The organism is Paracoccus zeaxanthinifaciens ATCC 21588 (genome assembly GCF_000420145.1).
In the GTDB taxonomy this organism is placed as follows: Bacteria; Pseudomonadota; Alphaproteobacteria; order Rhodobacterales; family Rhodobacteraceae; genus Paracoccus; species Paracoccus zeaxanthinifaciens.
Genome location: NZ_ATUJ01000003.1, coordinates 167,863 through 190,715 on the forward strand (window position 1 = coordinate 167,863; position 22,853 = coordinate 190,715).

Annotated in this window: 16 protein-coding genes, 1 tRNA gene and 1 pseudogene; 6 read left to right on the forward strand and 12 right to left on the reverse strand. The window is 67.7% G+C overall.

Features of this window, described 5'->3' with window-relative positions; translation table 11 throughout:
* Positions 1-17: 17 nt before the first annotated feature.
* From F804_RS0104130 to F804_RS0104155, 6 genes are all read right to left on the reverse strand, one after another.
* On the reverse strand, positions 18-1,244 hold the full coding sequence (locus tag F804_RS0104130; protein ID WP_022706486.1) for an NADH-quinone oxidoreductase subunit E: 1,227 nt from the start codon (positions 1,242-1,244) through the stop codon (positions 18-20).
* The gene (locus tag F804_RS0104135) at positions 1,244-2,485 is read right to left on the reverse strand and encodes an NADH-quinone oxidoreductase subunit D (RefSeq protein ID WP_022706487.1); all 1,242 of its coding nucleotides are present in this window, start codon (positions 2,483-2,485) and stop codon (positions 1,244-1,246) included. The genes F804_RS0104130 and F804_RS0104135 overlap by 1 nt, the downstream gene beginning before the upstream one ends.
* Before the next feature lie 44 nt (positions 2,486-2,529).
* On the reverse strand, positions 2,530-3,150 hold the full coding sequence (locus F804_RS0104140; RefSeq protein WP_022706488.1) for an NADH-quinone oxidoreductase subunit C: 621 nt from the start codon (positions 3,148-3,150) through the stop codon (positions 2,530-2,532).
* A gap of 2 nt (positions 3,151-3,152) precedes the next feature.
* Positions 3,153-3,686 carry a NuoB/complex I 20 kDa subunit family protein gene (locus F804_RS0104145; RefSeq protein WP_022706489.1) on the reverse strand — a complete coding sequence of 178 codons (534 nt, stop codon included), beginning with the start codon at positions 3,684-3,686 and terminating at the stop codon, positions 3,153-3,155.
* Entirely contained in the window at positions 3,677-3,994 is a 318-nt protein-coding gene (gene ndhC, locus F804_RS0104150; RefSeq protein ID WP_425413861.1) for an NADH-quinone oxidoreductase subunit A, read from the reverse strand. Before ndhC ends, F804_RS0104145 begins: the two co-directional genes overlap by 10 nt.
* Before the next feature lie 249 nt (positions 3,995-4,243).
* Positions 4,244-7,678, reverse strand: coding sequence for a pyruvate carboxylase (locus F804_RS0104155; protein ID WP_022706491.1), 3,435 nt, complete (start codon positions 7,676-7,678; stop codon positions 4,244-4,246).
* Positions 7,679-7,907: 229 nt separating this feature from the next.
* On the opposite strand from F804_RS0104155, the gene uvrA reads away from it, so the two are divergent.
* From uvrA to F804_RS15590, 3 genes are all read left to right on the forward strand, one after another.
* On the forward strand, positions 7,908-10,760 hold the full coding sequence (gene uvrA / locus F804_RS0104160) for an excinuclease ABC subunit UvrA (RefSeq protein WP_022706492.1): 2,853 nt from the start codon (positions 7,908-7,910) through the stop codon (positions 10,758-10,760).
* A gap of 239 nt (positions 10,761-10,999) precedes the next feature.
* A tRNA-Gly gene (locus F804_RS0104165) sits at positions 11,000-11,074 on the forward strand.
* A gap of 282 nt (positions 11,075-11,356) precedes the next feature.
* Complete coding sequence (locus F804_RS15590) at positions 11,357-11,932, forward strand: TetR/AcrR family transcriptional regulator (protein ID WP_022706493.1); 576 nt, start codon at positions 11,357-11,359, stop codon at positions 11,930-11,932.
* On the opposite strand, the gene F804_RS0104175 is transcribed toward F804_RS15590, so the two are convergent.
* On the reverse strand, positions 11,929-14,421 hold the full coding sequence (locus F804_RS0104175) for a GcvT family protein (RefSeq protein WP_022706494.1): 2,493 nt from the start codon (positions 14,419-14,421) through the stop codon (positions 11,929-11,931). The two genes, F804_RS15590 and F804_RS0104175, sit on opposite strands and share 4 nt — an antisense overlap.
* A 174-nt stretch (positions 14,422-14,595) precedes the next feature.
* Here F804_RS0104175 and panC point away from each other — a divergent pair, with 174 nt between their 5' ends.
* Together panC and panB are read left to right on the forward strand one after the other, a co-directional pair.
* Positions 14,596-15,453: a pantoate--beta-alanine ligase gene (gene panC, locus F804_RS0104180; RefSeq protein WP_022706495.1), complete on the forward strand. Its 858-nt coding sequence runs from the start codon at positions 14,596-14,598 to the stop codon at positions 15,451-15,453.
* 11 nt (positions 15,454-15,464) lie between these two features.
* Positions 15,465-16,274, forward strand: a complete 810-nt coding sequence (panB, locus tag F804_RS0104185; RefSeq protein ID WP_022706496.1) for a 3-methyl-2-oxobutanoate hydroxymethyltransferase — start codon at positions 15,465-15,467, stop codon at positions 16,272-16,274.
* On the opposite strand, the gene F804_RS15595 is transcribed toward panB, so the two are convergent.
* The gene (locus tag F804_RS15595; RefSeq protein WP_022706497.1) at positions 16,271-17,419 is read right to left on the reverse strand and encodes an MFS transporter; all 1,149 of its coding nucleotides are present in this window, start codon (positions 17,417-17,419) and stop codon (positions 16,271-16,273) included. The genes panB and F804_RS15595 overlap by 4 nt on opposite strands.
* A gap of 11 nt (positions 17,420-17,430) precedes the next feature.
* The gene (locus F804_RS0104195; protein WP_028725596.1) at positions 17,431-18,417 is read right to left on the reverse strand and encodes a 2-hydroxyacid dehydrogenase; all 987 of its coding nucleotides are present in this window, start codon (positions 18,415-18,417) and stop codon (positions 17,431-17,433) included.
* 246 nt (positions 18,418-18,663) lie between these two features.
* Here F804_RS0104195 and F804_RS0104200 point away from each other — a divergent pair, with 246 nt between their 5' ends.
* Entirely contained in the window at positions 18,664-19,146 is a 483-nt protein-coding gene (locus F804_RS0104200; RefSeq protein WP_211214610.1) for an SH3 domain-containing protein, read from the forward strand.
* A 76-nt stretch (positions 19,147-19,222) separates the two neighbouring features.
* On the opposite strand, the pseudogene F804_RS15600 reads toward F804_RS0104200, so the two are convergent.
* The 3 genes and pseudogenes from F804_RS15600 to dut form a co-directional block, all read right to left on the reverse strand.
* Positions 19,223-21,248 (reverse strand): annotated as a pseudogene (locus tag F804_RS15600) (M3 family metallopeptidase).
* Positions 21,249-22,292 carry a HesA/MoeB/ThiF family protein gene (locus F804_RS0104210; RefSeq protein ID WP_022706499.1) on the reverse strand — a complete coding sequence of 348 codons (1,044 nt, stop codon included), beginning with the start codon at positions 22,290-22,292 and terminating at the stop codon, positions 21,249-21,251.
* The gene (gene dut / locus F804_RS0104215; protein WP_040595703.1) at positions 22,292-22,786 is read right to left on the reverse strand and encodes a dUTP diphosphatase; all 495 of its coding nucleotides are present in this window, start codon (positions 22,784-22,786) and stop codon (positions 22,292-22,294) included. The genes F804_RS0104210 and dut overlap by 1 nt, the downstream gene beginning before the upstream one ends.
* Between the last annotated feature and the right edge of the window lie 67 nt (positions 22,787-22,853).

A 22,853-nucleotide genomic window follows, 5' to 3' on the forward strand; every position in this document is an offset into this window, starting at 1 on the left:
CTCAGGCGAGTGTCGGCTCACTCCTCTTCGTCATACCGGCCATCCTTGCCCGCGCGGCTTGCGAATTCGGTCTCGCCGCCCGAGGCCAGGATCTTCGCCTGCGCGACCCATTCGTCGCGCGAGGCCCGGCCCTTGAACCCTTCCAGATTGGCATCGACCCAGGCAAGCTCTTCCTCGTCCCATGCGGCGATCTGGTCGAAATGCCAGAAGCCCATGCCGTTCAACATCTGCTCGAGCTTGGGCCCGATGCCGCGGATCATCTTGAGATCGTCCGAAGTGCCTTCCCTCGGGGCATCGAGCCCCTCGGGACGGCGGCCCGCGTCGGCGGTCGCGCCAGGGGCCACGTCGTCCCCGCGGGCCTCGGCATCGCGCGAGCCTTCGGGTTCACGGTCGGAACGCGGACGCGCGGCGCTGGCGGCTTCGGCCTCCTGCTCGGTCACGCCGGTTTCGTCGGCAGGCTTGCCGGCGGCGGGACGCGGTTCGTCATCCGGCGTCTCGTCCACGCCTTCCTGCTGGTCGATCGCGGGTTCGGGACGGTCGCGGCGCAGCCATTTCGTGAGGATCGGAACCTCGGTCCCGTCGATGCGCTTCAGCGTCTCGCCCAGGTCGGTCGCAAGCGACACGCTGGCATTGCTGGACGACCCGCCCGCCGTCTCGGTCAGGCTGGTCGCGCCCGATGCCGGCTCGGATGCGAAGCGGCCCTGTTGCGAACCGGGCACCGGAACCTCGCCCGCGGACATGCGGTCGATCAGGTTCTCGAGGATCTCGGGCGTGAGGTCCTCGTAGTAATCCTTGCCGATCTGGGCCATCGGCGCGTTCGCGCAGGCGCCGAGGCACTCGACCTCTTCCCAGCTGAACTTGCCATCGGCCGAAGGCGTGTGCGGGGTCGCGGCGATGCGGCGCTTGCAGACCTCGATCAGGTCCTCGGCCCCGCAGATCATGCAGCTGGTAGTGCCGCAGATCTGGATGTTCGCAACGGTTCCAACGGGTTGCAGCTGGAACATGAAGTAGAATGTCGCGACTTCCAGCGCCCGGATATAGGCCATGCCCAGAAGCTCGGCGCAGTATTCGATCGCCGGGCGCGACAGCCAGCCTTCCTGTTCGTGCGCACGCCACAGGACCGGGATGATCGCCGATTGCTGGCGACCCTCGGGGTACTTGGTCATCTGCGCGCGCGCCCATTCCAGGTTGGCGGGCGTGAATTCGAAACTGTCCGGCTGGACGGGGTGAAGGCGGCGCAGCATCAGCGGTCAACCTCTCCGAAAACGATGTCCTGCGTGGCGATCAGGGCGGGAACGTCGGCCAGCAGGTGGCCCCGCGACATCCAGTCCATCGCCTGCAGGTGAAGGAAGCCCGGCGCGCGCAGCTTCGCGCGATAGGGTTTGTTGGTCCCGTCGCTGACGAGATAGATGCCGAATTCGCCCTTGGGCGCCTCGACCGCGGCATAGACTTCGCCCGCCGGAACCTTGAAGCCCTCGGTATACAGCTTGAAGTGGTGGATCAGGCTTTCCATGTCGCGCTTCATGTCGCCGCGACGGGGCGGAGTCAGCTTGCCACGGGCCAGCACGTCGCCCGCAGGCTCGGCGCGCAGCTTCTCGATGGCCTGCTTCATGATGCCGGTCGACTCGCGCATCTCCTGCATCCGGCAGAGGAAGCGGTCATAGCAGTCGCCGCTGGTGCCGACCGGGATCTTGAAGTCGAATTCGTCATAGCATTCATAGGGCTGCGCGCGGCGCAGGTCCCAGGCCATGCCCGATCCACGCACCATGACGCCCGAGAAGCCCCAGTCCAGCGCGTCCTGTTCGCTGACGACGCCGATGCCGACAAGGCGCTGCTTGAAGATGCGGTTCTCGGTCAGCAGCGTGTCCAGATCGTCCAGCAGCTTCGGGAAACGCTCGCACCAGGCCTCGATATCGTCCAGCAGGTCGGGCGGCAGGTCCTGGTGGACGCCGCCGGGACGGAAATAGGCCGCGTGCAGACGCGCCCCGCAGGCGCGTTCATAGAAGATCATCAGCTCTTCGCGGGCCTCGAACCCCCAGAGCGGCGGCGTCAGCGCGCCGATGTCCAGCGCACCGGTCGTCAGGCCCAAGAGGTGGTTCAGGATGCGGCCGATCTCGCAATAGAGGACGCGGATCAGGCTGGCGCGGCGCGGAACCACGGTGCCGGTCAGACGCTCGATCGCCAGGCACCAGGCATGTTCCTGGTTCATGGGCGAGACATAGTCCAGCCGGTCGAAATAGGGCAGGTTCTGCAGGTAGGTCCGGCTCTCCATCAGCTTCTCGGTGCCGCGATGCAGCAGGCCGATATGCGGGTCGGCGCGTTCCACCACCTCGCCGTCCAGCTCCAGGACCATGCGCAGCACGCCATGCGCCGCCGGGTGCTGGGGACCGAAGTTGATGTTGAAGTTGCGGATGCGCTGCTCGCCGGTCAGGCGGTCCTGGCTGCCGTCATCGTACTGGTTGTTGCGGATATCGCCATCCATCATCTCTCAACCCTCCTGCCCGATGCGGGCCGCGTGCTTGGCCCCGGTCATTTCGCGCCTTCCTTCTCGTCGCCCGGCAGGACGTATTCGGCCCCTTCCCAGGGCGAGAGGAAGTCGAACTGACGGTATTCCTGCGTCAGCTTGACGGGCTCGTAGATCACCCGCTTCTCGGCCTCGTCATAGCGGACCTCGACATAGCCGGTGGTCGGGAAATCCTTGCGCAGCGGATGCCCGTCGAAGCCGTAATCCGTCAGCAGGCGGCGCAGGTCGGGATGCCCGGTGAACAGGATGCCGAACATGTCGAATATCTCGCGCTCGAACCAGTTGGCCGAGGGGAAGACGCCGCACAGGGTCGGCAGCATCTCGTCCTCGCGCATGGCGACCTTCACGCGGATGCGCTGGTTCTGGTACATCGACAGCAGGTGATAGACCACGTCGAAGCGCTGTGCGCGCTGTGGCCAGTCCACCGCCGTGATGTCCACCAGCGTCGAGAAGCGGCACGAGCTGTCCGAGCGCAGGAAGTCGATCAGGTCGATGATGCCCGCCGCCGTGGCGGTCACGGTCAGCTCGTCATGTTCGACCTGCGTGCTTGCCACGGCGTTGGGGCGGCGCAGCGCGATATGTTCGGCCAGCTGTTCCAGCGCGTCGATGTCGGGATAGACGGCCATCGTTACCTCACCAGCGTGCCGGTGCGCCGGATGCGGCGCTGAAGTTGCAGGATGCCATACAGAAGCGCCTCGGCGGTCGGCGGGCAGCCGGGGACATAGATGTCCACGGGCACCACGCGATCGCAGCCGCGCACCACGGAATAGCTGTAGTGATAGTAGCCGCCGCCATTCGCGCAGCTGCCCATGCTGATGACGTAACGCGGTTCCGGCATCTGGTCATAGACCTTGCGCAGCGCGGGGGCCATCTTGTTGGTCAGCGTGCCCGCGACGATCATCAGGTCGGACTGGCGCGGCGATGCGCGCGGCGCGGTCCCGAAGCGTTCGAGGTCATAGCGCGGCATCGAGGTCTGCATCATCTCGACGGCGCAGCAGGCCAGGCCGAAGGTCATCCAGTGCAGGCTGCCGTTGCGCGCCCAGTTGATGATGTCCTCGGTCGTGGTCAGCAGGAAGCCCTTGTCCTGCAGTTCCGAGTTCAGCGCGCGGGTCGCGTGTTCGCGATCGGCCCCGGCGGTGTTCGCTCCGGTCATCACGCCCATTCCAGCGCCCCCTTCTTCCATTCATAGGCAAAGCCCGCCGTCAGCACGCCCAGGAACACCATCATGGACCAGAATGCCGTGGTGCTGATCCACTGGAAGCTGACCGCCCAGGGGAACAGGAACGCGACCTCGAGGTCGAAGATGATGAACAGGATCGACACGAGATAGAATCGCACGTCGAACTTCATCCGCGCGTCGTCGAAGGCGTTGAAGCCGCATTCGTAGGCGCTGACCTTCTCGGGGTCGGGATTGCGCACCGCGATGACGATCGCGGACAGCAGCAGGATCAGGGCCAGCGCCGAGGCCATGCCCGCAAAGACGAGAATTGGAAGATAGTCCTGCAGAAGGTTATCCACGAGCTGATCCCCTTTCGGGTCGCGGAAACACCTGTGGCTGTCCCCGCGACGGGTTGGCTGGTTGCGATGTAGACCTACGGCGTCCGAGGGTCAACGCTCGGTTTCGGGCTTGGGCTGCGGCCTATCGAAGCATTTTTCCCGGTGGACGAAGGCTGCCTGCAGTTCGTGCAGGCGCACCCCGCGCGGGGTGCGCCCATCCGATCATTCGATTTCGACCAGCAGATCCTTGGCGTCGATCTGTGCGCCTGGCGTGACGTGGATGGCCTTGACGGTTCCGTCCTGGTCGGCGTGGATGCCGGTCTCCATCTTCATGGCCTCGATCGTCAGGATCAGGTCGCCCTGCGCGACGGTCTGACCTTGCGTCACGGCGACCGAGGCGACGACGCCCGGCATGGGCGCACCGACATGGCCGTCATTCGACGGATCCGCCTTGGGCCGCGCGGCGCTGCCGCCGCCCGCCTTGCGGTTCGGGATGCGGACCTGGCGCGGCTGGCCGTTCAGTTCGAAGAAGACCTTCACCTCGCCCTTGTCGTCCGTCTCGCCGATGGTCAGCAGGCGGACCTCCAGCGTCTTGCCGGGGTCGATCTCGACGCTGATCTCCTGCCCCGGCTCCATTCCATAGAAGAAGCTGCGCGTCGGCAGGGTGCGCACCGGGCCATAGGTCTCGTGGCGCTGCATGTAGTCGGTGAAGACCTTGGGATACATGAGGTAGCCGTTCAGATCCTCGTCGTCGATCTCGATGTCGCCCAGTTCGGCGGACAGCTTCGCGCGGACGGCCTCCAGGTCCACCGGCTCCAGGTGGGCGCCGGGGCGGTCGGTGATCGGGGTCTCGCCCTTGAGGATCTTCTTCTGCAGCGCCTCGGGCCAGCCGCCGGGGGGTTGGCCCAGGTTGCCGCGCATCATGTCCACGACGCTGTCGGGGAAGCTGACATCGACGGCAGGATCGACGACCTGTTCGGGCGTCATGCCCTGCGCCACCATCATCAGCGCCATGTCGCCCACCACCTTCGAGGACGGCGTGACCTTCACGATATCCCCGAACATCCGGTTCACATCGGCATAGGATTGCGCGACCTCGTGCCAGCGATCCTCCAGCCCCATCGAGCGCGCCTGCGCCTTGAGGTTGGTGAACTGCCCGCCCGGCATCTCGTGCAGATAGACCTCGGAGGCGGGCGATTGCAGGCCCGATTCGAAGGCGGCATAGCTTTCGCGGACGCGTTCCCAGTAGTTGCTGATGCCGCGGATGGCCTCGATGTCCAGGCCCGTGTCGCGGTCGGTCTGGGCCAGGGCCTCGACGACGGATCCCATGGTCGGCTGGCTGGTATTGCCCGACAGCGCGTCCATCGCGCAATCGACCGCATCCACGCCCGCATCGGCGGCGGCCAGGATCGTCGCGCCGCCCATTCCGCTGGTGTCATGGGTGTGGAAGTGGATCGGCAGGCCGACCTCTTCCTTCAGCGTCTTGATCAGGGTGCGTGCGGCGGCGGGCTTCAGCAGGCCCGCCATGTCCTTCAGGCCCAGCACATGCGCGCCGGCATCCTTCAGCTGCTGCGCCATCCCGACATAGTATTTCAGGTCGTATTTCGCCCGGTCGGGGTCCAGCATGTTGCCGGTATAGCAGACGGTGCCTTCGCAGATCTTGCCGCTGTCGATCACCGCATCCATCGCGACGCGCATGTTCTCGACCCAGTTCAGGCTGTCGAAGACGCGGAACACGTCCACGCCGGTCTCGGCGGCCTGCTTCACGAAGAACTGCACCACGTTGTCGGGATAGTTGGTATAGCCTACCCCGTTCGAGGCCCGCAGCAGCATCTGCGTCATCAGGTTCGGCATCTTCTCGCGGATGTCGCGCAGGCGCTGCCAGGGGCATTCCTGCAGGAAGCGATAGGCCACGTCGAAGGTCGCGCCGCCCCAGCATTCCACGCTGAACAGCTGCGGCAGGTTCGCGGCATAGCTGGGCGCCACGCGGATCATGTCGATCGACCGCATTCGGGTGGCCAGCAGCGACTGGTGCCCGTCGCGCATGGTGGTGTCGGTGATCAGCAGCTGCTTCTGCGCGGCCATCCAGTCGGCCACGGCCTGCGCGCCCTGGGCTTCAAGCATCTGGCGGGTGCCCTGCGCGGGGGCGGCCTTCGGCAGCGGCGGAACCGGCGGGCGGGCCTGGGCGGGCGGCAGCGCGCGGCCCGCGGTCTCGGGGTGACCGTTCACGCTGATATCGGCCAGATAGGTCAGGATCTTGGTCGCCCGGTCCTGGCGCTTCTTGAAGTCGAACAGGTCGTCCGTCGTGTCGATGAACTTCGTCGTATAGGTGTCGTCGAGGAAGGTCGGATGCTTCAGCAGGTTGATGACGAAATCGATGTTCGTGGAAACGCCGCGCACGCGGAATTCGCGCAGGGCGCGGTCCATGCGCTTGATCGCCTGATCGGGGGTCTGCGCCCAGGCCGTCACCTTGACCAGCAGCGAATCGTAGAAGCGCGTGATGACGCCGCCCGAATAGGCCGTCCCCCCGTCCAGGCGGATGCCCATGCCGGTCGCGCTGCGATAGGCGGTGATGCGGCCGTAATCGGGGATGAAGTTGTTCTGCGGATCCTCGGTCGTGACGCGGCATTGCAGCGCGTGCCCCGACAGGGTGATCTGGTCCTGGCTGGAATGACCCGTGGCCTGGGCCAGGGTCTCGCCCTCCATGATGCGGATCTGGGACTGCACGATGTCGATGCCGGTCACCTCTTCGGTGACGGTATGTTCGACCTGCACGCGCGGGTTCACCTCGATGAAGTAGAACTGGCCGCTGTCCATATCCATCAGGAACTCGACCGTGCCTGCGCATTCGTAGCCGACCGCCTGCCCGATCTTCAGCGCAAGGCCGCAGACCTCGGCCCGCTGTTCCTCGGTCAGATAGGGGGCGGGGGCGCGTTCGACGACCTTCTGGTTGCGGCGTTGGACCGTGCAGTCGCGTTCGAACAGGTGATACAGGCCCCCATGCGTGTCGCCCAGCAGCTGCACCTCGACGTGGCGGGCACGCAGGATCATTTTCTCCAGGTAACCCTCGCCGTTGCCGAAGGCGGCCTCGGCCTCGCGGCGGCCCTCGCGGACCTTCTCGACCAGCTCCTCGGGGCCGTTGATCGGGCGCATGCCGCGACCGCCGCCGCCCCAGCTGGCCTTCAGCATCAGCGGATAGCCGATCTCGGCGGCCTCGGCCTTGATGGCGTTGAAATCGTCGCCCAGAACCTCGGTCGCGGGGATGACGGGAACGCCCGCCTTGATGGCGACGCGCCGCGCGCTGGCCTTGTCGCCAAGCGCGCGCATCGTCTCGGCGCGGGGGCCGATGAAGGTGATGCCGGCAGCCGCGCAGGCATCGACGAATTCGGGGTTCTCGGACAGCAGGCCATAGCCCGGATGGATCGCGTCCGCGCCGCTTTCCTTGGCCACACGGATGATCTCGGGGATGGACAGGTATGCGGCGACCGGGCCCAGCCCCTCGCCGATCCGGTATGCCTCGTCGGCCTTGAAGCGATGGAGGCCCAGCTTGTCCTCCTCGGCATAGACCGCGACCGTTCGCTTGCCCAGCTCGTTCGCGGCGCGCATCACGCGGATCGCGATCTCGCCACGGTTGGCAACCAGAATCTTGTTGAACATACCAAGCCCCCTTCCTCGAATTTCCGCATCCTAGCGGTGGCCGCCAGTCGCGCAAGTGCGAGCGATAACATTTCACGCGCACCCTTCCTCGCGCACGACTATTGCGCCGCGATGCGGCAGACACAATGCCGCAGGTGCAGAATCCTTTTCGTTCGCTGAATGTTCCCGCTCGAACTTGCGTTTCGGAACGCTTTGCCTATCTCATGCGCTTGGGCCACCGGGGGTATCAATGGAACAGAAGTTCATATCGGTGCGCGGTGCGCGCGAACACAATCTCAAGGGCGTCGACCTGGACATCCCGCGCGACCAGCTGGTGGTGATCACCGGCCTGTCGGGATCGGGCAAGTCCTCGCTGGCCTTCGACACCATCTATGCCGAGGGGCAGCGACGTTACGTCGAAAGCCTGTCGGCCTATGCGCGGCAGTTCCTCGACATGATGGGCAAGCCCGACGTGGACCATATCAGCGGCCTGTCGCCCGCCATCAGCATCGAGCAGAAGACCACGTCGAAGAACCCGCGGTCGACCGTGGGCACCGTGACCGAGATTTACGATTACCTGCGCCTGCTGTTCGCGCGGTCGGGCACGCCCTACAGCCCCGCGACCGGCCTGCCGATCGAGGCGCAGCAGGTGCAGGACATGGTCGATCAGGTCATGGCCATGCCCGAGGGCACGCGCGCCTATCTGCTGGCGCCCATCGTGCGCGACCGCAAGGGCGAATACCGCAAGGAATTCCTGGAGCTGCGCAAGCAGGGCTTCCAGCGCGTCAAGGTCAACGGCGAGTTCCACGAGCTGGACGAGCCGCCCACCCTGGACAAGAAGTTCCGCCAGAACATCGACGTGGTCGTGGACCGCATCGTCGTCCGCGAGGGGCTCGAGACGCGCCTGGCCGACAGCTTCCGCACCGCGCTGGACCTTGCCGACGGCATCGCGGTTCTGGAAACCGCCACGGACGAGCCCGAGCGCATCACCTTCAGCGAGAACTTCGCCTGCCCCGTCAGCGGCTTCACCATCCCCGAGATCGAGCCGCGGCTGTTCTCGTTCAACGCGCCCTTCGGCGCCTGCCCGGTCTGCGACGGCCTTGGGGTCGAGCTGTTCTTCGACGAACGCCTGATCGTGCCGGACCCCACGCTGTCCATCGCCAAGGGGGCCATCGCGCCCTGGGCCAAGTCGAAATCGGCCTATCTGACGCAGACCGTGAACGCGCTGGCCAAGCATTACGGATTCGACAAGAAGACCGCATGGCGCGACCTGCCGCAGGACGTGCGCGACCTGTTCATGCGCGGTTCCGGCGGAGAGGAGATCAAGTTCCGCTTCGACGACGCGGGCCGCATCTACGAGATCAGCCGCGTCTTCGAGGGCGTGGTCCCGAACATGGAGCGCCGCCTGCGCGAATCCGACAGCGCCTGGGTCCGCGAGGAGTTCGAGCGTTACCAGAACAACCGCCCCTGCGGCGCCTGCAACGGCTATCGCCTGAAACCCGAGGCGCTGGCCGTCAAGATCGCGGGCAGCCATATCGGCCACGTGGTCGAGCTGTCGATCAAGGAGGCGCTGGCCTGGGTCGAGGATGCCCCGAACCACCTGTCGCGCCAGAAGAACGAGATCGCGACCGCCATCCTCAAGGAGATCCGCGAGAGGCTCGGCTTCCTCGTCAACGTGGGTCTGGATTACCTTACCCTCTCGCGCGCGGCGGGCACCCTTTCGGGCGGCGAGAGCCAGCGCATCCGCCTGGCCAGCCAGATCGGCAGCGGGCTGACGGGGGTTCTCTATGTCCTCGACGAACCGTCCATCGGGCTGCACCAGCGCGACAACGACCGCCTGCTGGGCACGCTGAAGGGGCTGCGCGACCAGGGCAACTCGGTCCTGGTGGTCGAACATGACGAGGACGCGATCCGGCATGCCGATTACGTCTTCGACATCGGTCCCGGCGCGGGTGTGCATGGCGGCACGGTCGTCAGCCAGGGCACGCCCGACCAGATCGCGGCGGATGCGGGCAGCCTGACGGGGCAGTACCTGTCGGGCCAACGCGAAATCGCCGTGCCGCAGACCCGCCGCAAGGGGAACGGCAAGAAGATCAGCGTGATCGGCGCGACGGGCAACAACCTCAAGAAGGTCAGCGCGGATTTCCCGCTTGGCAAGTTCGTCTGCGTGACCGGCGTGTCGGGCGGGGGCAAGTCCACCCTGACCATCGAGACGCTGTTCAAGACCGCCAGCCTGCGCCTGAACGGCGCGCGCCAGACCCCCGCCCCCTGCGAGCAGATCAAGGGGCTGGAGCATCTGGACAAGGTCATCGACATCGACCAGCGCCCGATCGGCCGCACGCCGCGATCGAATCCCGCGACCTATACCGGGGCCTTCACCCCCATCCGCGAATGGTTCGCGGGCCTGCCAGAGGCCAAGGCGCGCGGCTACAAGCCCGGCCGCTTCAGCTTCAACGTCAAGGGCGGCCGCTGCGAGGCGTGCCAGGGCGACGGCGTCATCAAGATCGAGATGCACTTCCTGCCCGACGTCTATGTCGAATGCGAGACCTGCAAGGGTGCCCGCTACAACCGCGAGACGCTGGAGGTGACCTTCAAGGGCAAGTCCATCGCGGATGTGCTGGACATGACGGTCGAGGATGCGCAGCAGTTCTTCGGCGCCGTCCCCTCGATCCGCGAGAAGATGGACGCGCTGATGCAGGTCGGCCTCGGCTATATCAAGGTGGGCCAGCAGGCGACGACCCTGTCGGGCGGCGAGGCGCAGCGCGTGAAGCTGTCCAAGGAGCTGGCGCGCAGATCGACGGGCAAGACGCTGTACATCCTGGACGAGCCGACGACCGGCCTGCATTTCGAGGATGTGCGCAAGCTTCTGGAGGTGCTGCACGAGCTGGTGGACCAGGGGAACACCGTCGTGGTGATCGAACACAACCTCGATGTGATCAAGACCGCCGACTGGCTTCTGGATATCGGCCCCGAGGGCGGGGATGGCGGCGGGACGATGGTCGCCATCGGCACCCCCGAGGACGTGTCCGAGGTCGAGGCCAGCCATACGGGCCGCTATCTGAAGCCCATGCTGGAGACCGCGCGCATCCGCGCCGCCGAATAGACCGCCATGATCGCCGCCCTTTGGGGCGGCGATTCTGTTCCGGCCCCACGGGAAGCTGTCGGGCACGCGAAAAGTCTCATTTTCCGATCAAGCAATTTCAATGACTTACAAGAAATTTCCGAAAAATCGACCCGAAGGTGCGTTTTTCCTCTTGCGGCCCCCGGCTCAGTTCCGTAAATCCCCACTCACCGAAGGCGAGACGGTCACCGGAAACGGAAACGGATCGCAGACGGAACGGAGCGGGCGTAGCTCAGGGGTAGAGCATAACCTTGCCAAGGTTAGGGTCGGGCGTTCGAATCGCCTCGCCCGCTCCAAAAAACAAAAAGGCCGGGCCATGTGCTCGGCCTTTTGTATTTGATCCAGACCTTTTCCAGACAAGCCGTTTACCACGAAGAGCCGCAGAAGCGGCCTTGGCAAGTACGAGGGAAAGCAGGACGAATGAAATCCAATACCAAGGCCGCATACGGGCCGCCCGCCAGGGGGTACCGGCATTCCGACGATCGTGAAGGGCCGATCGGAAGCTGCGGCAGCTGGCCACCCATGCCTAAAATGTCAGCACGCCTTGACAGTGTCAAGCTTCTGCGGTGCAGCATCGCATGACGGGCGAACTCTGCCGCGTGTCCCTGCGCGACCGCCTTGTCGCCGCGGGCCTCGAGATCCTGGACGAACACGGGATCGAGGAACTGACCCTGCGCCGCGTCGCCGCCCGTGCGGGTGTGTCCCATGCCGCACCGGCCCATCACTTCGGGTCGCTGGCCGGGCTGCAGGACGCCATCGCGATCCGGGGCTTCGTCCGCCTGCGCGACAACCTGCTGCTGATCGAGGAATCCCTGCCCGGCGACATCCCCCCCTATGAGAGGCTGTCACGGATCAACCAGGGCTATCTCGATTTCTCGACCGCGCAATCGGGGCTGTTCCGGATGATGTTCAGCCGCGCGCGCCATGTCGATCCCGCGCTGCAGCAGGCCGCGTCCGAGACATGGGCCGTGCTGGAACGCGCCACCGCGGCGTTCATTCCCCCCGACGCGCAGGAAACCGTCCGCACCGCGATCTGGGCGATGACGCATGGCTATGCCGTGCTGGGCCTGAACGAGCCGCGCCCGAACGCGCCGCAGACCGCCGCACCCTTCGACGATCTGCTGCGCCTTCTGCTGCGCCCCGAGGACGCCTAGCCGTCGATCCTGATCCGGGCGTTCTGCGGGTCGTAGGGGCTGTCCTCGGTCACCTCGGCGTCCCACAGCTCGCGGAACATCCGGACCTTCAGGCGCGTGCCGGGCTGGGCCAGGTCGGGGCGGACATAGCCCATCCCGATCTGCTTGCCGAAGGCCGCGGAATACCCGCCCGAGGTCAGGCGACCCACCTTCTGCCCGTCCAGGAACAGCGCCTCACGGCCCCAGGGGTCGGCATCGGCAGGCCCGTCGATCAGCAGCGTCACGCATCTGCTGCGGATGCCCTTGGCCTCCATCGCGGCCTTGCCCCGGAAATCCTTGGACAGGTCCACGAAGCGGTCCAGCCCGGCCTCGAGCGGGGTCGCATCGCGCCCCAGTTCGGTCCCGAAGGCGCGATAGGACTTCTCCTGCCGCAGCCAGTTCTGCGCGCGCGCACCCACCAGCTTCAGCCCAAGCGGTTCGCCGGCCTCCATCAGGCGGTCGAACAGGTGGTTCTGCATCTCGATCGGGTGGTGCAGCTCCCAGCCCAGCTCGCCCGTATAGGCGACGCGGATCGCGTTCACGGGGACCATGCCCAGCTCGATCCGGCGGGCCGACAGCCAGGGGAAGCGCTTGTTCGACAGGGCGGTTTCCGGCTGCGGGTCGCGGATCAGCTTGGACAGGATCGCCCGCGATTGCGGCCCCGCGATGGCGAAGACGCCCCATTGCGTCGTCACGTCCTGGATGCCGACGAAGCCGCCGCCTTCGGCCATGAAATCCTGCGCCGCCCGGATCAGGTTGTCTGCGTCGTAATCGGTCCAGGCGCCTGCCGACACCAGGTAATAGTCGTCCTCGGCGTGGCGGACGATGGTGTATTCGGTGCGCGTCGTTCCGGCCTCGGTCAGGGCATAGGTCAGGTTGATCCGCCCGACCTTCGGCAGCCTGTTCGTCGTCAGCCAGTCTAGGAAGGCCGTCGCCCCCGGCCCCGTCACGCGATGCTTGGCGAAGGCCGTCGCGTCGATCAGGCCCGCGGCATTGCGCACGGCCTCGGCCTCGGCTTTCGCATATTCCCACCAGCCGCCGCGACGGAAGCTGCGCGAGGCGTGATCGTCGAAGCCCATGGGCGCGTAATAGTTCGGACGCTCCCACCCGTTCACCTGCCCGAATTGCGCGCCGCGCGCGGCCTGCCGGTCATAGGCGGGCGAGGTGCGCAGCGGGCGGGCGGCCTCTCGTTCCTCGTCGGGATGGTGCAGGATGAAGACGTGCTCGTAGGCTTCCTCGTTCTTCTTCACGGCATATTCGGTGGTCATCCAGGACCCGAAGCGGCGCGGGTCGAGGGATGCCATGTCGATCTCGGCCTCGCCCTCGGTCATCATCTGCGTCAGGTAATGACCGACGCCGCCCGCCGCGGTGATGCCGAAGCTGAAGCCCTCGGCCAGCCACATGTTGCGCAGGCCGGGTGCGGGACCGACCAGCGGATTGCCGTCGGGGGTGTAACAGATCGGCCCGTTGAAATCGTCCTTGAGGCCCACCGTCTCGGATGTCGGCAGGCGGTGGATCATGGACATGTATTCCTCTTCGATGCGGTCCAGATCCAGCGGGAACAGGTCGGCGCGGAAGCTGTCGGGCACCTCGTAGGGGAAGCGCGCGGGCGCACCGCGTTCGTACGGCCCGAGGATCCAGCCGCCGCGTTCCTCGCGGACATACCACTTGGCATCGGCATCGCGCAGCACGGGATGTTCGGGATTGCCCTCGGCCCGCCATTTCAGCAGCGCGGGGTCGGGTTCGGTCACGATGAATTGGTGTTCGACCGGGATGGCCGGGATGCGGATGCCCAGAAGCCGCGCCGTGCGCTGCGAATGGTTGCCCGTCGCGGTCACGACATGCTCGGCCGTGATCTCGAACACCTCGCCCGAGGGAACCAGGTTGCCGCCCTTCTCGGCCATGCGTTCGCAGGTGACGACCCATTCCGATCCCGTCCAGCGATAGGCGTTCACCTGGATCTTGCGCTCGATCGTGGCGCCTGCCATCCGTGCGCCCTTGGCCATCGCCTGCGTCACGTCGGCGGGGTTGATATAGCCGTCGGTCGGGTGGAACAGCGCGCCCTTCAGATCGTCGGTGCGCAGCAGCGGCCAGCGCTCCTTCATCTGGGCGGGGGTCAGGAACTCGTGCTCGATCCCGATCGTCTCGGCGGTCGAGGAATAGAGCATGTATTCGTCCATCCGCGCATCGGTCTGGGCCATGCGCAGGTTGCCGCAGCGGGTGAAGCCCGCGTTCAGGCCCGTCTCGGCCTCGAGCCCGGCATAGAGCTTGACCGAGTAGTCGTGGATATGGCTGGTCGCGTATCCCATGTTGAACAGCGGCAGCAGGCCCGCCGCATGCCATGTCGATCCTGCCGTCAGCTCGTCGCGTTCGACCAGCATCGGCTGCCACCCCGCACGTGCCAGGTGATAGGCGATCCCGCATCCGACGGCGCCGCCACCGACGATCAGAACCTTCACATGAGATTTCATTGCCGCTGCTCCGTTTGCGTGGCCCGTTCGCCCATCGTTGCCCCATCCGTGGCACGCAACGTCAAATGGCCCCGACCATCGGCGGGCGAAAAACGACATGCCGCAAGACTTGCCGCGCCTCCGGGGGGCGGGTAATTTCCGGACCTGAGTTTTTCCGGCGAAGGGACCGCCCACATGCAGATCTGCCGCAGCACGGGCGAAATCCGCGACCTGTCGCGCGAATGGCGGCGTGCCGGACAGGCCGTGGCGCTGGTGCCCACCATGGGGGCGCTGCATGCGGGGCACATGTCGCTGGTCGCACGCGCCCGCGAATGGGTGGATGCGCAGGGCGGCGGGCGGGTCGTGACCTCGATCTTCGTGAACCCCACGCAATTCGGCCCGAACGAGGATCTGGACAGGTATCCCCGCGACGAGGAAGGCGACCGCCGGAAGCTGGCGCAGGCCGGCTGCGACGCGGTGTTCCTGCCACGGGTCGAGGATATCTATCGCCCCGGCGCGCAGACCCATGTCGAGGTCGAGGGTCTGGGCCGCATGCTGATGGGCCGCCTGCGCCCGGGCCATTTCCGCGGCGTGGCCACGGTCGTGACCAAGCTGTTCAACATCGTGCAGCCCGACGCGGCGGCCTTCGGGGAAAAGGACTATCAGCAGCTGACCCTGATCCGCCGCATGGTGGCCGACCTGGACATTCCCGTGCAGATCCTGCCCGTCCCCACGATGCGAGAGGATGACGGCCTTGCCATGTCATCGCGGAACCAGCGCCTGACCGAAGCGGATCGCGCCGCCGCCCCCGTCCTTCCGCGCGCGCTGGCTGCCGCGCAGGAAATGGCCGCGACAGGCGTCACGACCGCCGCGATGCGGGCGCGCATCCGCGGCATCATCGCGTCCGAGCCGCGCGCCACCATCCGTTCGATCGACATCCGCGACGCGGACGACCTGACCCGCGTCACGAAACTGGCCCGACCCGCCGTGATCCTGCTGGCCGTCGCCTTCGGCGATGTCCTGCTGATCGACCAGCGCGTCGTCCGGCCCTGAAGGGGGACCCCATGTCCGCACAAGCCCCGCAGAAGCGCATCACCGCCCCGCAGATCATGGCCATGAAGGGCGGCACGCCCATCGTGGCGCTGACCGCCTACAGCGCGCCGATGGCGCGGATGGTGGACGCGCATTCCGACGTGATCCTGGTGGGCGACAGCCTGGGCATGGTGGTGCACGGCCTGCCCTCGACCGTGGGCGTCACGATCGAGATGATGATCCTCCACGGGCAGGCCGTGATGCGCGGCAGTGCACGCGCGATGGTCGTGGTGGACATGCCCTTCGGCAGCTACGAGGAAAGCCCCGAGCAGGCCTTCCGCAACGCGACCCGCATCCTCATGAAAACCGGCTGCGGCGCCGTCAAGCTGGAGGGCGGCGCGCGCATGGCGCCCACGATCCGCTTCCTGACCGAACGCGGCGTGCCGGTCATGGGCCATGTCGGGCTGACCCCGCAATCCACGCTGACGATGGGGGGCTTCCGCACGCAGGGCCGCGACCAGGATACCTGGCCCGCCCATGTCGCCGACGCGCAGGCCGTGGCCGATGCGGGCGCGTTCTCGATCGTGGCCGAGGGCGTGATGGAGGGGCTGGCCGACCGCATCACCCAATCCGTGCCGGTGCCGGTGATCGGCATCGGCGCCTCGGCGCGGTGCGACGGGCAGATCCTGGTGGTCGACGACATGCTGGGCCTGACCGACCGCGTCCCGCGCTTCGTGCGCAAGTTCGGCGATCTGGGCCCGCGCGCCGACGCGGCGATCGCGGAATATGCCGCAGCCGTCCGCGACCGCAGCTTCCCCGAGGACGCGCAGGTCTATCGCTAGGGGGCCGTGTCGCTGCCGAAATCGGCGGCGGCGGCTAGGCGCGACATGGCCAGCGGCACCAGCAGCAGCAGCGCCAGCCCCAGGTAGATCGCGCCGAGACTGAAGCTCTCGGCCAGCCAGCCGATCGCGGCGGGCGCCAGAAGGATGCCGGAATAGCCCATCATCGTCACGACCGACAGCCCGACGCCCGCGGCCATGCCGGGCAGGTTTCCGGCCGCCGACAGCGCAATCGGCATCAGGTTCGCGATGCCGATCCCCGCCAGCGCGAAGCCCGCGATGGCCACCCCGGCCGAAGGCGCGAACCCCGCGACCGCAAGGCCCGACATCGCCGTCAGCGCGCTGATCCGCATGGTGCGGACCGCGCCGAAGCGGTTGCGCAGCCCGTCGCCCGCAAAGCGCAGGACCGCCATCGTCGCCGCGCAGCCCGCAAATCCCCAGCCCGCGACGGAGAGCGGCGCGCCCATCTCCTTCTGCAGATAGACCGCCGCCCAGTCGAGGATCGCCCCTTCGGGGATCATCGAGGCCAGCGCGACGATGCCCAGCAGGAACGGCAGCGGGCTGCGCGGCAGGCGCAGGGGCGCACGCGGCTGATCGGGCGCCGGAGGGTCGCGCAGCAGGCGCGGCCCGGCCCAGACCAGCCCCGCCGCAAAGACCGCCGTGACGGCCAAGCCCTGCCCCAGTTCGCCCGCAAGCTCCAGCACGATCCCGCCAAGCCCCGCGCCGATGACGCCGCCAAGGCTCCAGAACCCGTGGCAGGACGACATGATCGCCCGTGCGCGCGACCGCTCGACCGCGACGGCATTGGCGTTCATCGCCACATCCATGCCGCCCATCGTGCCGCCGAACAGGAAGACCGCCGCCGCGACCGACCAGAAGCCCGGCGCAAGCGATATCCACAGAAGCGAGGGCGCCGTCAGCCAGGCCGCAAGCCAGACCGCCGAGCGCGACCCCGCCCGTGCCGTCATCGCCCCGAACAGCGGCATCACCGTGATCGAGCCCAGCCCCAGGCACAGCACCAGAAGGCCCGCGCGGGATTCCGCGATCCCCAGCCGCTCCATCAGCGCCGGAATGCGCGGGGACCAGCCGCCGACCAGCAACCCGTTCAGCAGAAAGAGCGCCGAGACCGCGGCGCGTTCGGATGACATTCGCATGGAACCTACAGCATGGAGGGAACGACCAGGTCCGGCGGACGGTGCCCGTCGGCAAAGGTCTTGATGTTGATGAGGACCTTCTCGCCCATCTCGGCGCGGCCCTCGACGGTTGCGCTGCCCATATGGGGCAGCAGCACGACATTGGTCAGTTCGCGCAGGCGGGGGTTGATCTCGTGGCCGTGCTCGAACACGTCCAGCCCCGCGCCCGCGATCTCGTTCGCGCGCAGCATCCGGGTCAGCGCGTTCTCGTCGATGACCTCGCCGCGCGAGGTGTTCACCACCACGGCCGAGGGCTTCATCAGCTTCAGCCGACGCGCGTTCAGCAGGTGGAAGGTCGAGGGGGTGTGCGGCGCGTTCACGCTGACGATGTCCATCCGCGCCAGCATCTGGTCGAGGCTCTCCCACCAGGTGGCCTGCAGCTCGTCCTCGATCTCGGGGCGCAGGCGGCGGCGGTTGTGGTAATGGACCTGCATCCCGAAGGCGTTGGCCCGGCGCGCGACCGCCTGCCCGATCCGTCCCATCCCCAGGATCCCCAGCCGGCGCCCGCCAAGCCGCCCGCCCAGATGCGCCGTCGGCGACCAGCCCTGCCAGCGGCCCGCCTGCATCTCGGCCAGCCCCTCGGGGATGCGGCGCGTCACCGCAAGGATCAGCGCCATGGTCATGTCGGCCGTATCCTCGGTGACGACGCCGGGCGTGTTGCTGACCAGCACCCCGCGCTGCCGGGCCGAGGCGACATCCACGTGGTCGATCCCCGCCCCGTAATTCGCGATCAGCTTCAACCGCTCGCCCGCGCGCGCCAGCATGTTGGCCGTGATCTGGTCGGTGACGGTGGGCACCAGCACGTCGGCCCCCTGCATCAGGGCGACCAGCTCGTCCTCGGTCAGCTTGCGGTCATCTTCGCGCAGGATCACGTCGAACAGCTCGGACATGCGGGTCTCGACCGCCTCGGGCAGACGGCGCGTGACGGCCACGCGCAGCTTCTGACGGACCAAGGACGGGTTTGCGGGCATCGGCAGACCTCACTTTCTCGAACTCGTGTCGGGGGCGCACTTCCCTTGCAGGGTGGCTTTTGGCAAACTGCCCGCGATACGGGGCATGCACAAGACCCCAAGGCGAAGGCCATCGGGACAGGCAGGACGGGAACCATCCGCATGACGACAGTTCAACGCCAACAGGGCAAGGCGCGGCGGCTGATGCAGGCCGCGATGATCGGGGCCGCGATGATCGGGGTGGCGCTCATGGCGGCGCCCGCCGCGGCACAGGATCCCGCGCAGCAGGCGCAGGCCGAACAGATGCGCGGGCCGGTCACGAACCTGCCGCTGCCGCGCTATGTCAGCCTGAAGGGCAACGAGGGCAATGCAAGGCGCGGGCCCAGCCTGTCGCACCGGATCGACTGGGTATTCCGCCATGCCGGGATGCCCCTGCGCGTGGTGGCCGAATTCGGCCATTGGCGCCGGGTCGAGGACAAGGACGGCGCGGGCGGGTGGGTGCATTACGCGCTGCTGTCGGGGGTGCGCACCGCGCTGATCACGCAGGACATGACGGAACTGCGCACGCGCCCCCGGACCGATGCGGATGTCGTCGCGCGGGCCGAGATCGGGGCGATCCTGCGCCTGAACGAATGCGAGCCGCAATGGTGCCGCGTCTCGGGCGGCGGTCAGCGCGGTTGGGTGCCCAAGACCGCCATCTGGGGCGTGGACCCGGCCGAGGTCAGGGACTGACCGCGCGCCGCGACAGCGGCGCGCCCCCGGCCTGCCCGGCAGGGCGCCGACCGACGGTCGGCACCCCCTTGACGTCTCACGACAGCCCGCGCCCCTTCAACAGCGGCTCGACCCCCGGCATGCGGCCCCGGAAATCCATCCACAGTTGATCCGCAGGCGCCGATCCGCCCTTGGACAGGATCGTCTCTTCCAGCCGTTTCGCCGTGGCGGGGTCGAAGATGTCGCCCGTCTCCTCGAAGGCGGCAAAGGCGTCGGCGTCCATCACCTCGGACCACATGTAGCTGTAATACCCCGCGGCATAGCTGTCGCCCGCGAAGACATGCGCGAAATGCGGCGTCGCATGCCGCATCGGGATCGCCTCGGGGGCGCCCAGATCCGCCAGCACCCGCGCCTGCGCGGCCATCGCGTCATCGGGCGGGGTGCCGCGATGGAAGGCCAGGTCCACCAGCGCACTTTCGAGGTACTCTGTCGTCGAGAATCCCGCGTCCGCATTTCCCGCCGCGATCACGCGGTCGCGCAGGTCGGCGGGCAGCGCCTCGCCCGTCTGGTGGTGGCGGGCATGGGCATCCAGCACCTCGGGCTGTTCCAGCCAGTGCTCGTAAAGCTGGCTTGGCAGCTCGACGAAGTCCTGCGCCACCGACGTCCCCGAGATCGAGGGCCAGTCCACCTCGGACAGGATGTGGTGCGTCGCATGGCCGAATTCGTGGAACAGCGTATGCGCGTCGTCCCAGGACAGGAAACAGGGCGCGCCCGGCGCCTCGGGCGGAGTGAAGTTGCAGACATTGACCACGATGGCGCGCTGCCCTTCCCCGATCCGGTGCTGCGATTGCAGCGACGAACACCAGGCCCCCGAGCGCTTGCCCGGACGGGCATAGAAATCGCCCAGGAAGATCGCCATCAGCCGCCCATTGCGCGTCACGCGGAAGGCCCGCACGTCGGGCGACCACAAGGGCGCGTCGATCGGCGCGAATTCCAGCCCGAACAGCTTGTGGGCCACGTCGAACACCGCGCCCAGCATCGCATCCAGCGTCAGATAGGGCACGACACGGTCCGCATCGACGTCATGTTCCGCCTGCCGCAGCCGTTCGGCATAGAGCCGCCAGTCCCAGCCGCGCAGCCTGTCGTTCACGCCATCGGCGCGCAGCATCTCGGTCAGGCGGGCCTGATCCTGCGCCGCGCGGGCGCTGGCCGCCGTCCAGACCTGACCCAGCAGGTCCTGCACGCGGTCAGGCGTGCCCGCCATCTGGGTCTCCAGCTTCCACGAGGCGAAATCGGGATGGCCCAGCAGCTGCGCGCGTTCATGGCGCAGGGCAAGGATCTCGTGGATCAGCGGCAGGTTGTCGGTCGCCTGCCCGCCCGCACCCTGCCCCGACCCGCGGGCGGCCCATGCGCGGAAGGCATCCTCGCGCAGGGCGCGGTCGCCCGCATGTTCCAGGAAGGGCACGATCAACGAGCGGTTCAACGTCACCACCTGCCCCTGCAGCCCGCGTTCGCGCGCCGCGGCCCGCATCGCGCGCAGCAGCCAGTCGGGCAGCCCGTCCAGCCGGTCGTCGGCGACCGGCATCACGAAGTCGCGTTCATCCGCCAGCACGTTCTGCGTGAACTGCGTCGTCAGCGTGGCCAGCCGCCCCCGGATCGCAGCCATGCGGGCGCGGCCCTCGGGTGCCAGCCCCGCGCCCGCGCGCGTCAGGTCGCGCAGGGCCAGCCGGGTGATCCGCGCATCCTGCGGCGGCAGCGCATCGGCGCCCTCGGCCACCGCCTTGACGCGGTCGTACAGCCGCGGGATCCATGCTGATGCGGCTGCCGTAATCGGCAAGGCGCGGCGCGAAGTCGCGGCTCAGCGCCTCTCGCGCGGGGTTCGAATCGACGCCCGCCAGCGTATAGAAGATCGAGAGCATCCGCCCCAGCCCCTCGTCCGCCAATTCCATCGCGGCGATGGTGTTCTCGAAGCTCGGGGGTTGCGGGTTGGCGGCGATCGCCTCGTGCGCGGCTTCGGCGGCGGCAAGTTCGCGGTCGAAGGCCGGGGCGAAATCCGCATCCGCGATCAGGTCGAAGCGCGGCAGCCCCTCGGGGCCGGTCCAGCGGGTCAGTTCGGGGTTCATTCAGTGTTCCTTTTCGGTGCGGGCGGGGCCGCAGACGGTACAGGCCGGATCGGCCGAGGTGCGGATCACCCGCGTCTCGGAATAGAGCGCGTCGTGGATCATCAGGCGGCCACGCATCCCCTGCCCTGCGCCGGTCAGCTCCTTGACAGCCTCCAGCGCCATCATCGACCCGATCACGCCGGGCAGCGCGCCGACCACGCCGGCCTCGGCGCAGGGGGCGTCATGGACGGGGGCCTCGGGGAAGACGCAGTTCATGCAGGGACCGCCACGGGCCGGATCGAACAGGGTCAGCTGACCTTCCCACCGGCCGATGGCGCCCCAGACCAGCGGAACGCCCGCCGCGACGCAGGCGCGGTTGATCGCACTGCGGGTGGCGTGGCTGTCGGTCCCGTCGATGACCAGGTCGTGCTGGCCGATCAGGTCGATATCGTCCTCGGTGATGCGGCGCGTCAGGGGCGTCACGTCCAGATGCGGGTTCAGGCGCAGCATCGCCTCGGCGGCGGCATAGGCCTTGGGTTCGCCCTGCAGGTCGTCGCGGAAGATCACCTGCCGCTGCAGGTTCGACAGCGCGACGGTATCGTCATCGGCCAGCGTGATCCGCCCGACCCCCGCCGCCGCAAGATAGAGGCAGACCGGCGCGCCGAGCCCCCCCGCACCGACGATCAGGACGCGCGCGCCCTTCAGCCGCATCTGCCCCGGCCCGCCGATCTCGTGCAGGACCAGGTGGCGGGCATAGCGGTCGATCTCGGGGTCTGTAAGGCCGGCATCGGGACTACGTTCGGGTTCGGGGGGCGGTGCGGCGCGGGCGCGCAGGCGGCGAAGGCCCGCGCGATAGCCCCAGCCAAGCGCGATCGCCGCGCCCAGCACCAGCCAGCCCGCCGCCGACCCGCCGATCGCATCCGCGACCGCCGATCCGGGGACCGCCAGCTGGATCAGCACCATCGCCGCCAGCAGCGTGCCGATCATGGCCAGCACCACCCGCCCGGGCGCGCGCAGCACCCGGCCCAGGATCAGCAGCGCCACGATCAGCCACAGGCCCAGCATCACTCGCGCCCCGTTCCGGTCGAGCCGAACCCCCCCTGCCCGCGCTGCGTGTCGTCCAGTTCCTCGACCAGATCGAACGCGGCCTGCGGGGCGGGCGCGATCACCAGTTGCGCGATGCGGTCGCCATGCGCCACGTGGAAATCGGCATCGCCCAGGTTGATCAGGATGACGCCCAAGGGGCCGCGATAATCGCTGTCGATGGTGCCGGGGGCGTTCGGCAGCGCGATGCCGTGCTTCAGCGCAAGGCCGGAACGGGCGCGGACCTGCGCCTCCCACCCCGCGGGGACGGCAATGGCGAACCCCGTCGGGATCAGCGCGCGACCGCCAGGCGGCAGCACGATGCCCGCGTCGCGGATCGCGGCGGGCAGGTTGGCGCGCAGGTCGGCACCGGCAGCGCCCGCGCTTTCATAGCGCGGCGCGGGAAGGACGGGATCGGCATCGGGCAGGGCTTTCAGCCGGATGGCGGGGGGCGGCAGGATTCGCGGATCGTTCATCATGGGCGCATCCTGCAAAAGCAAAGGCCGCGCGGCAATGCCTGCGCGGCCCAAGTTCGGTCCAAGT

Excerpts from the sequence above, each read along its gene's own strand:
- F804_RS0104130 (WP_022706486.1), bottom strand. The coding sequence starts at position 1,244 with ATGCTGCGCCGCCTTCACCCCGTCCAGCCGGACAGTTTCGAATTCACG.
- F804_RS0104135 (WP_022706487.1), bottom strand. The coding sequence starts at position 2,485 with ATGATGGATGGCGATATCCGCAACAACCAGTACGATGACGGCAGCCAG.
- F804_RS0104140 (WP_022706488.1), bottom strand. The coding sequence starts at position 3,150 with ATGGCCGTCTATCCCGACATCGACGCGCTGGAACAGCTGGCCGAACAT.
- F804_RS0104145 (WP_022706489.1), bottom strand. The coding sequence starts at position 3,686 with ATGGGCGTGATGACCGGAGCGAACACCGCCGGGGCCGATCGCGAACAC.
- ndhC (WP_425413861.1), bottom strand. The coding sequence starts at position 3,994 with ATGGCCTCGGCGCTGGCCCTGATCCTGCTGCTGTCCGCGATCGTCATC.
- F804_RS0104155 (WP_022706491.1), bottom strand. The coding sequence starts at position 7,678 with ATGTTCAACAAGATTCTGGTTGCCAACCGTGGCGAGATCGCGATCCGC.
- uvrA (WP_022706492.1), top strand. The coding sequence starts at position 7,908 with ATGGAACAGAAGTTCATATCGGTGCGCGGTGCGCGCGAACACAATCTC.
- F804_RS15590 (WP_022706493.1), top strand. The coding sequence starts at position 11,357 with ATGACGGGCGAACTCTGCCGCGTGTCCCTGCGCGACCGCCTTGTCGCC.
- F804_RS0104175 (WP_022706494.1), bottom strand. The coding sequence starts at position 14,421 with ATGAAATCTCATGTGAAGGTTCTGATCGTCGGTGGCGGCGCCGTCGGA.
- panC (WP_022706495.1), top strand. The coding sequence starts at position 14,596 with ATGCAGATCTGCCGCAGCACGGGCGAAATCCGCGACCTGTCGCGCGAA.
- panB (WP_022706496.1), top strand. The coding sequence starts at position 15,465 with ATGTCCGCACAAGCCCCGCAGAAGCGCATCACCGCCCCGCAGATCATG.
- F804_RS15595 (WP_022706497.1), bottom strand. The coding sequence starts at position 17,419 with ATGTCATCCGAACGCGCCGCGGTCTCGGCGCTCTTTCTGCTGAACGGG.
- F804_RS0104200 (WP_211214610.1), top strand. The coding sequence starts at position 18,664 with ATGGCGGCGCCCGCCGCGGCACAGGATCCCGCGCAGCAGGCGCAGGCC.
- F804_RS0104210 (WP_022706499.1), bottom strand. The coding sequence starts at position 22,292 with ATGCTGGGCCTGTGGCTGATCGTGGCGCTGCTGATCCTGGGCCGGGTG.
- dut (WP_040595703.1), bottom strand. The coding sequence starts at position 22,786 with ATGAACGATCCGCGAATCCTGCCGCCCCCCGCCATCCGGCTGAAAGCC.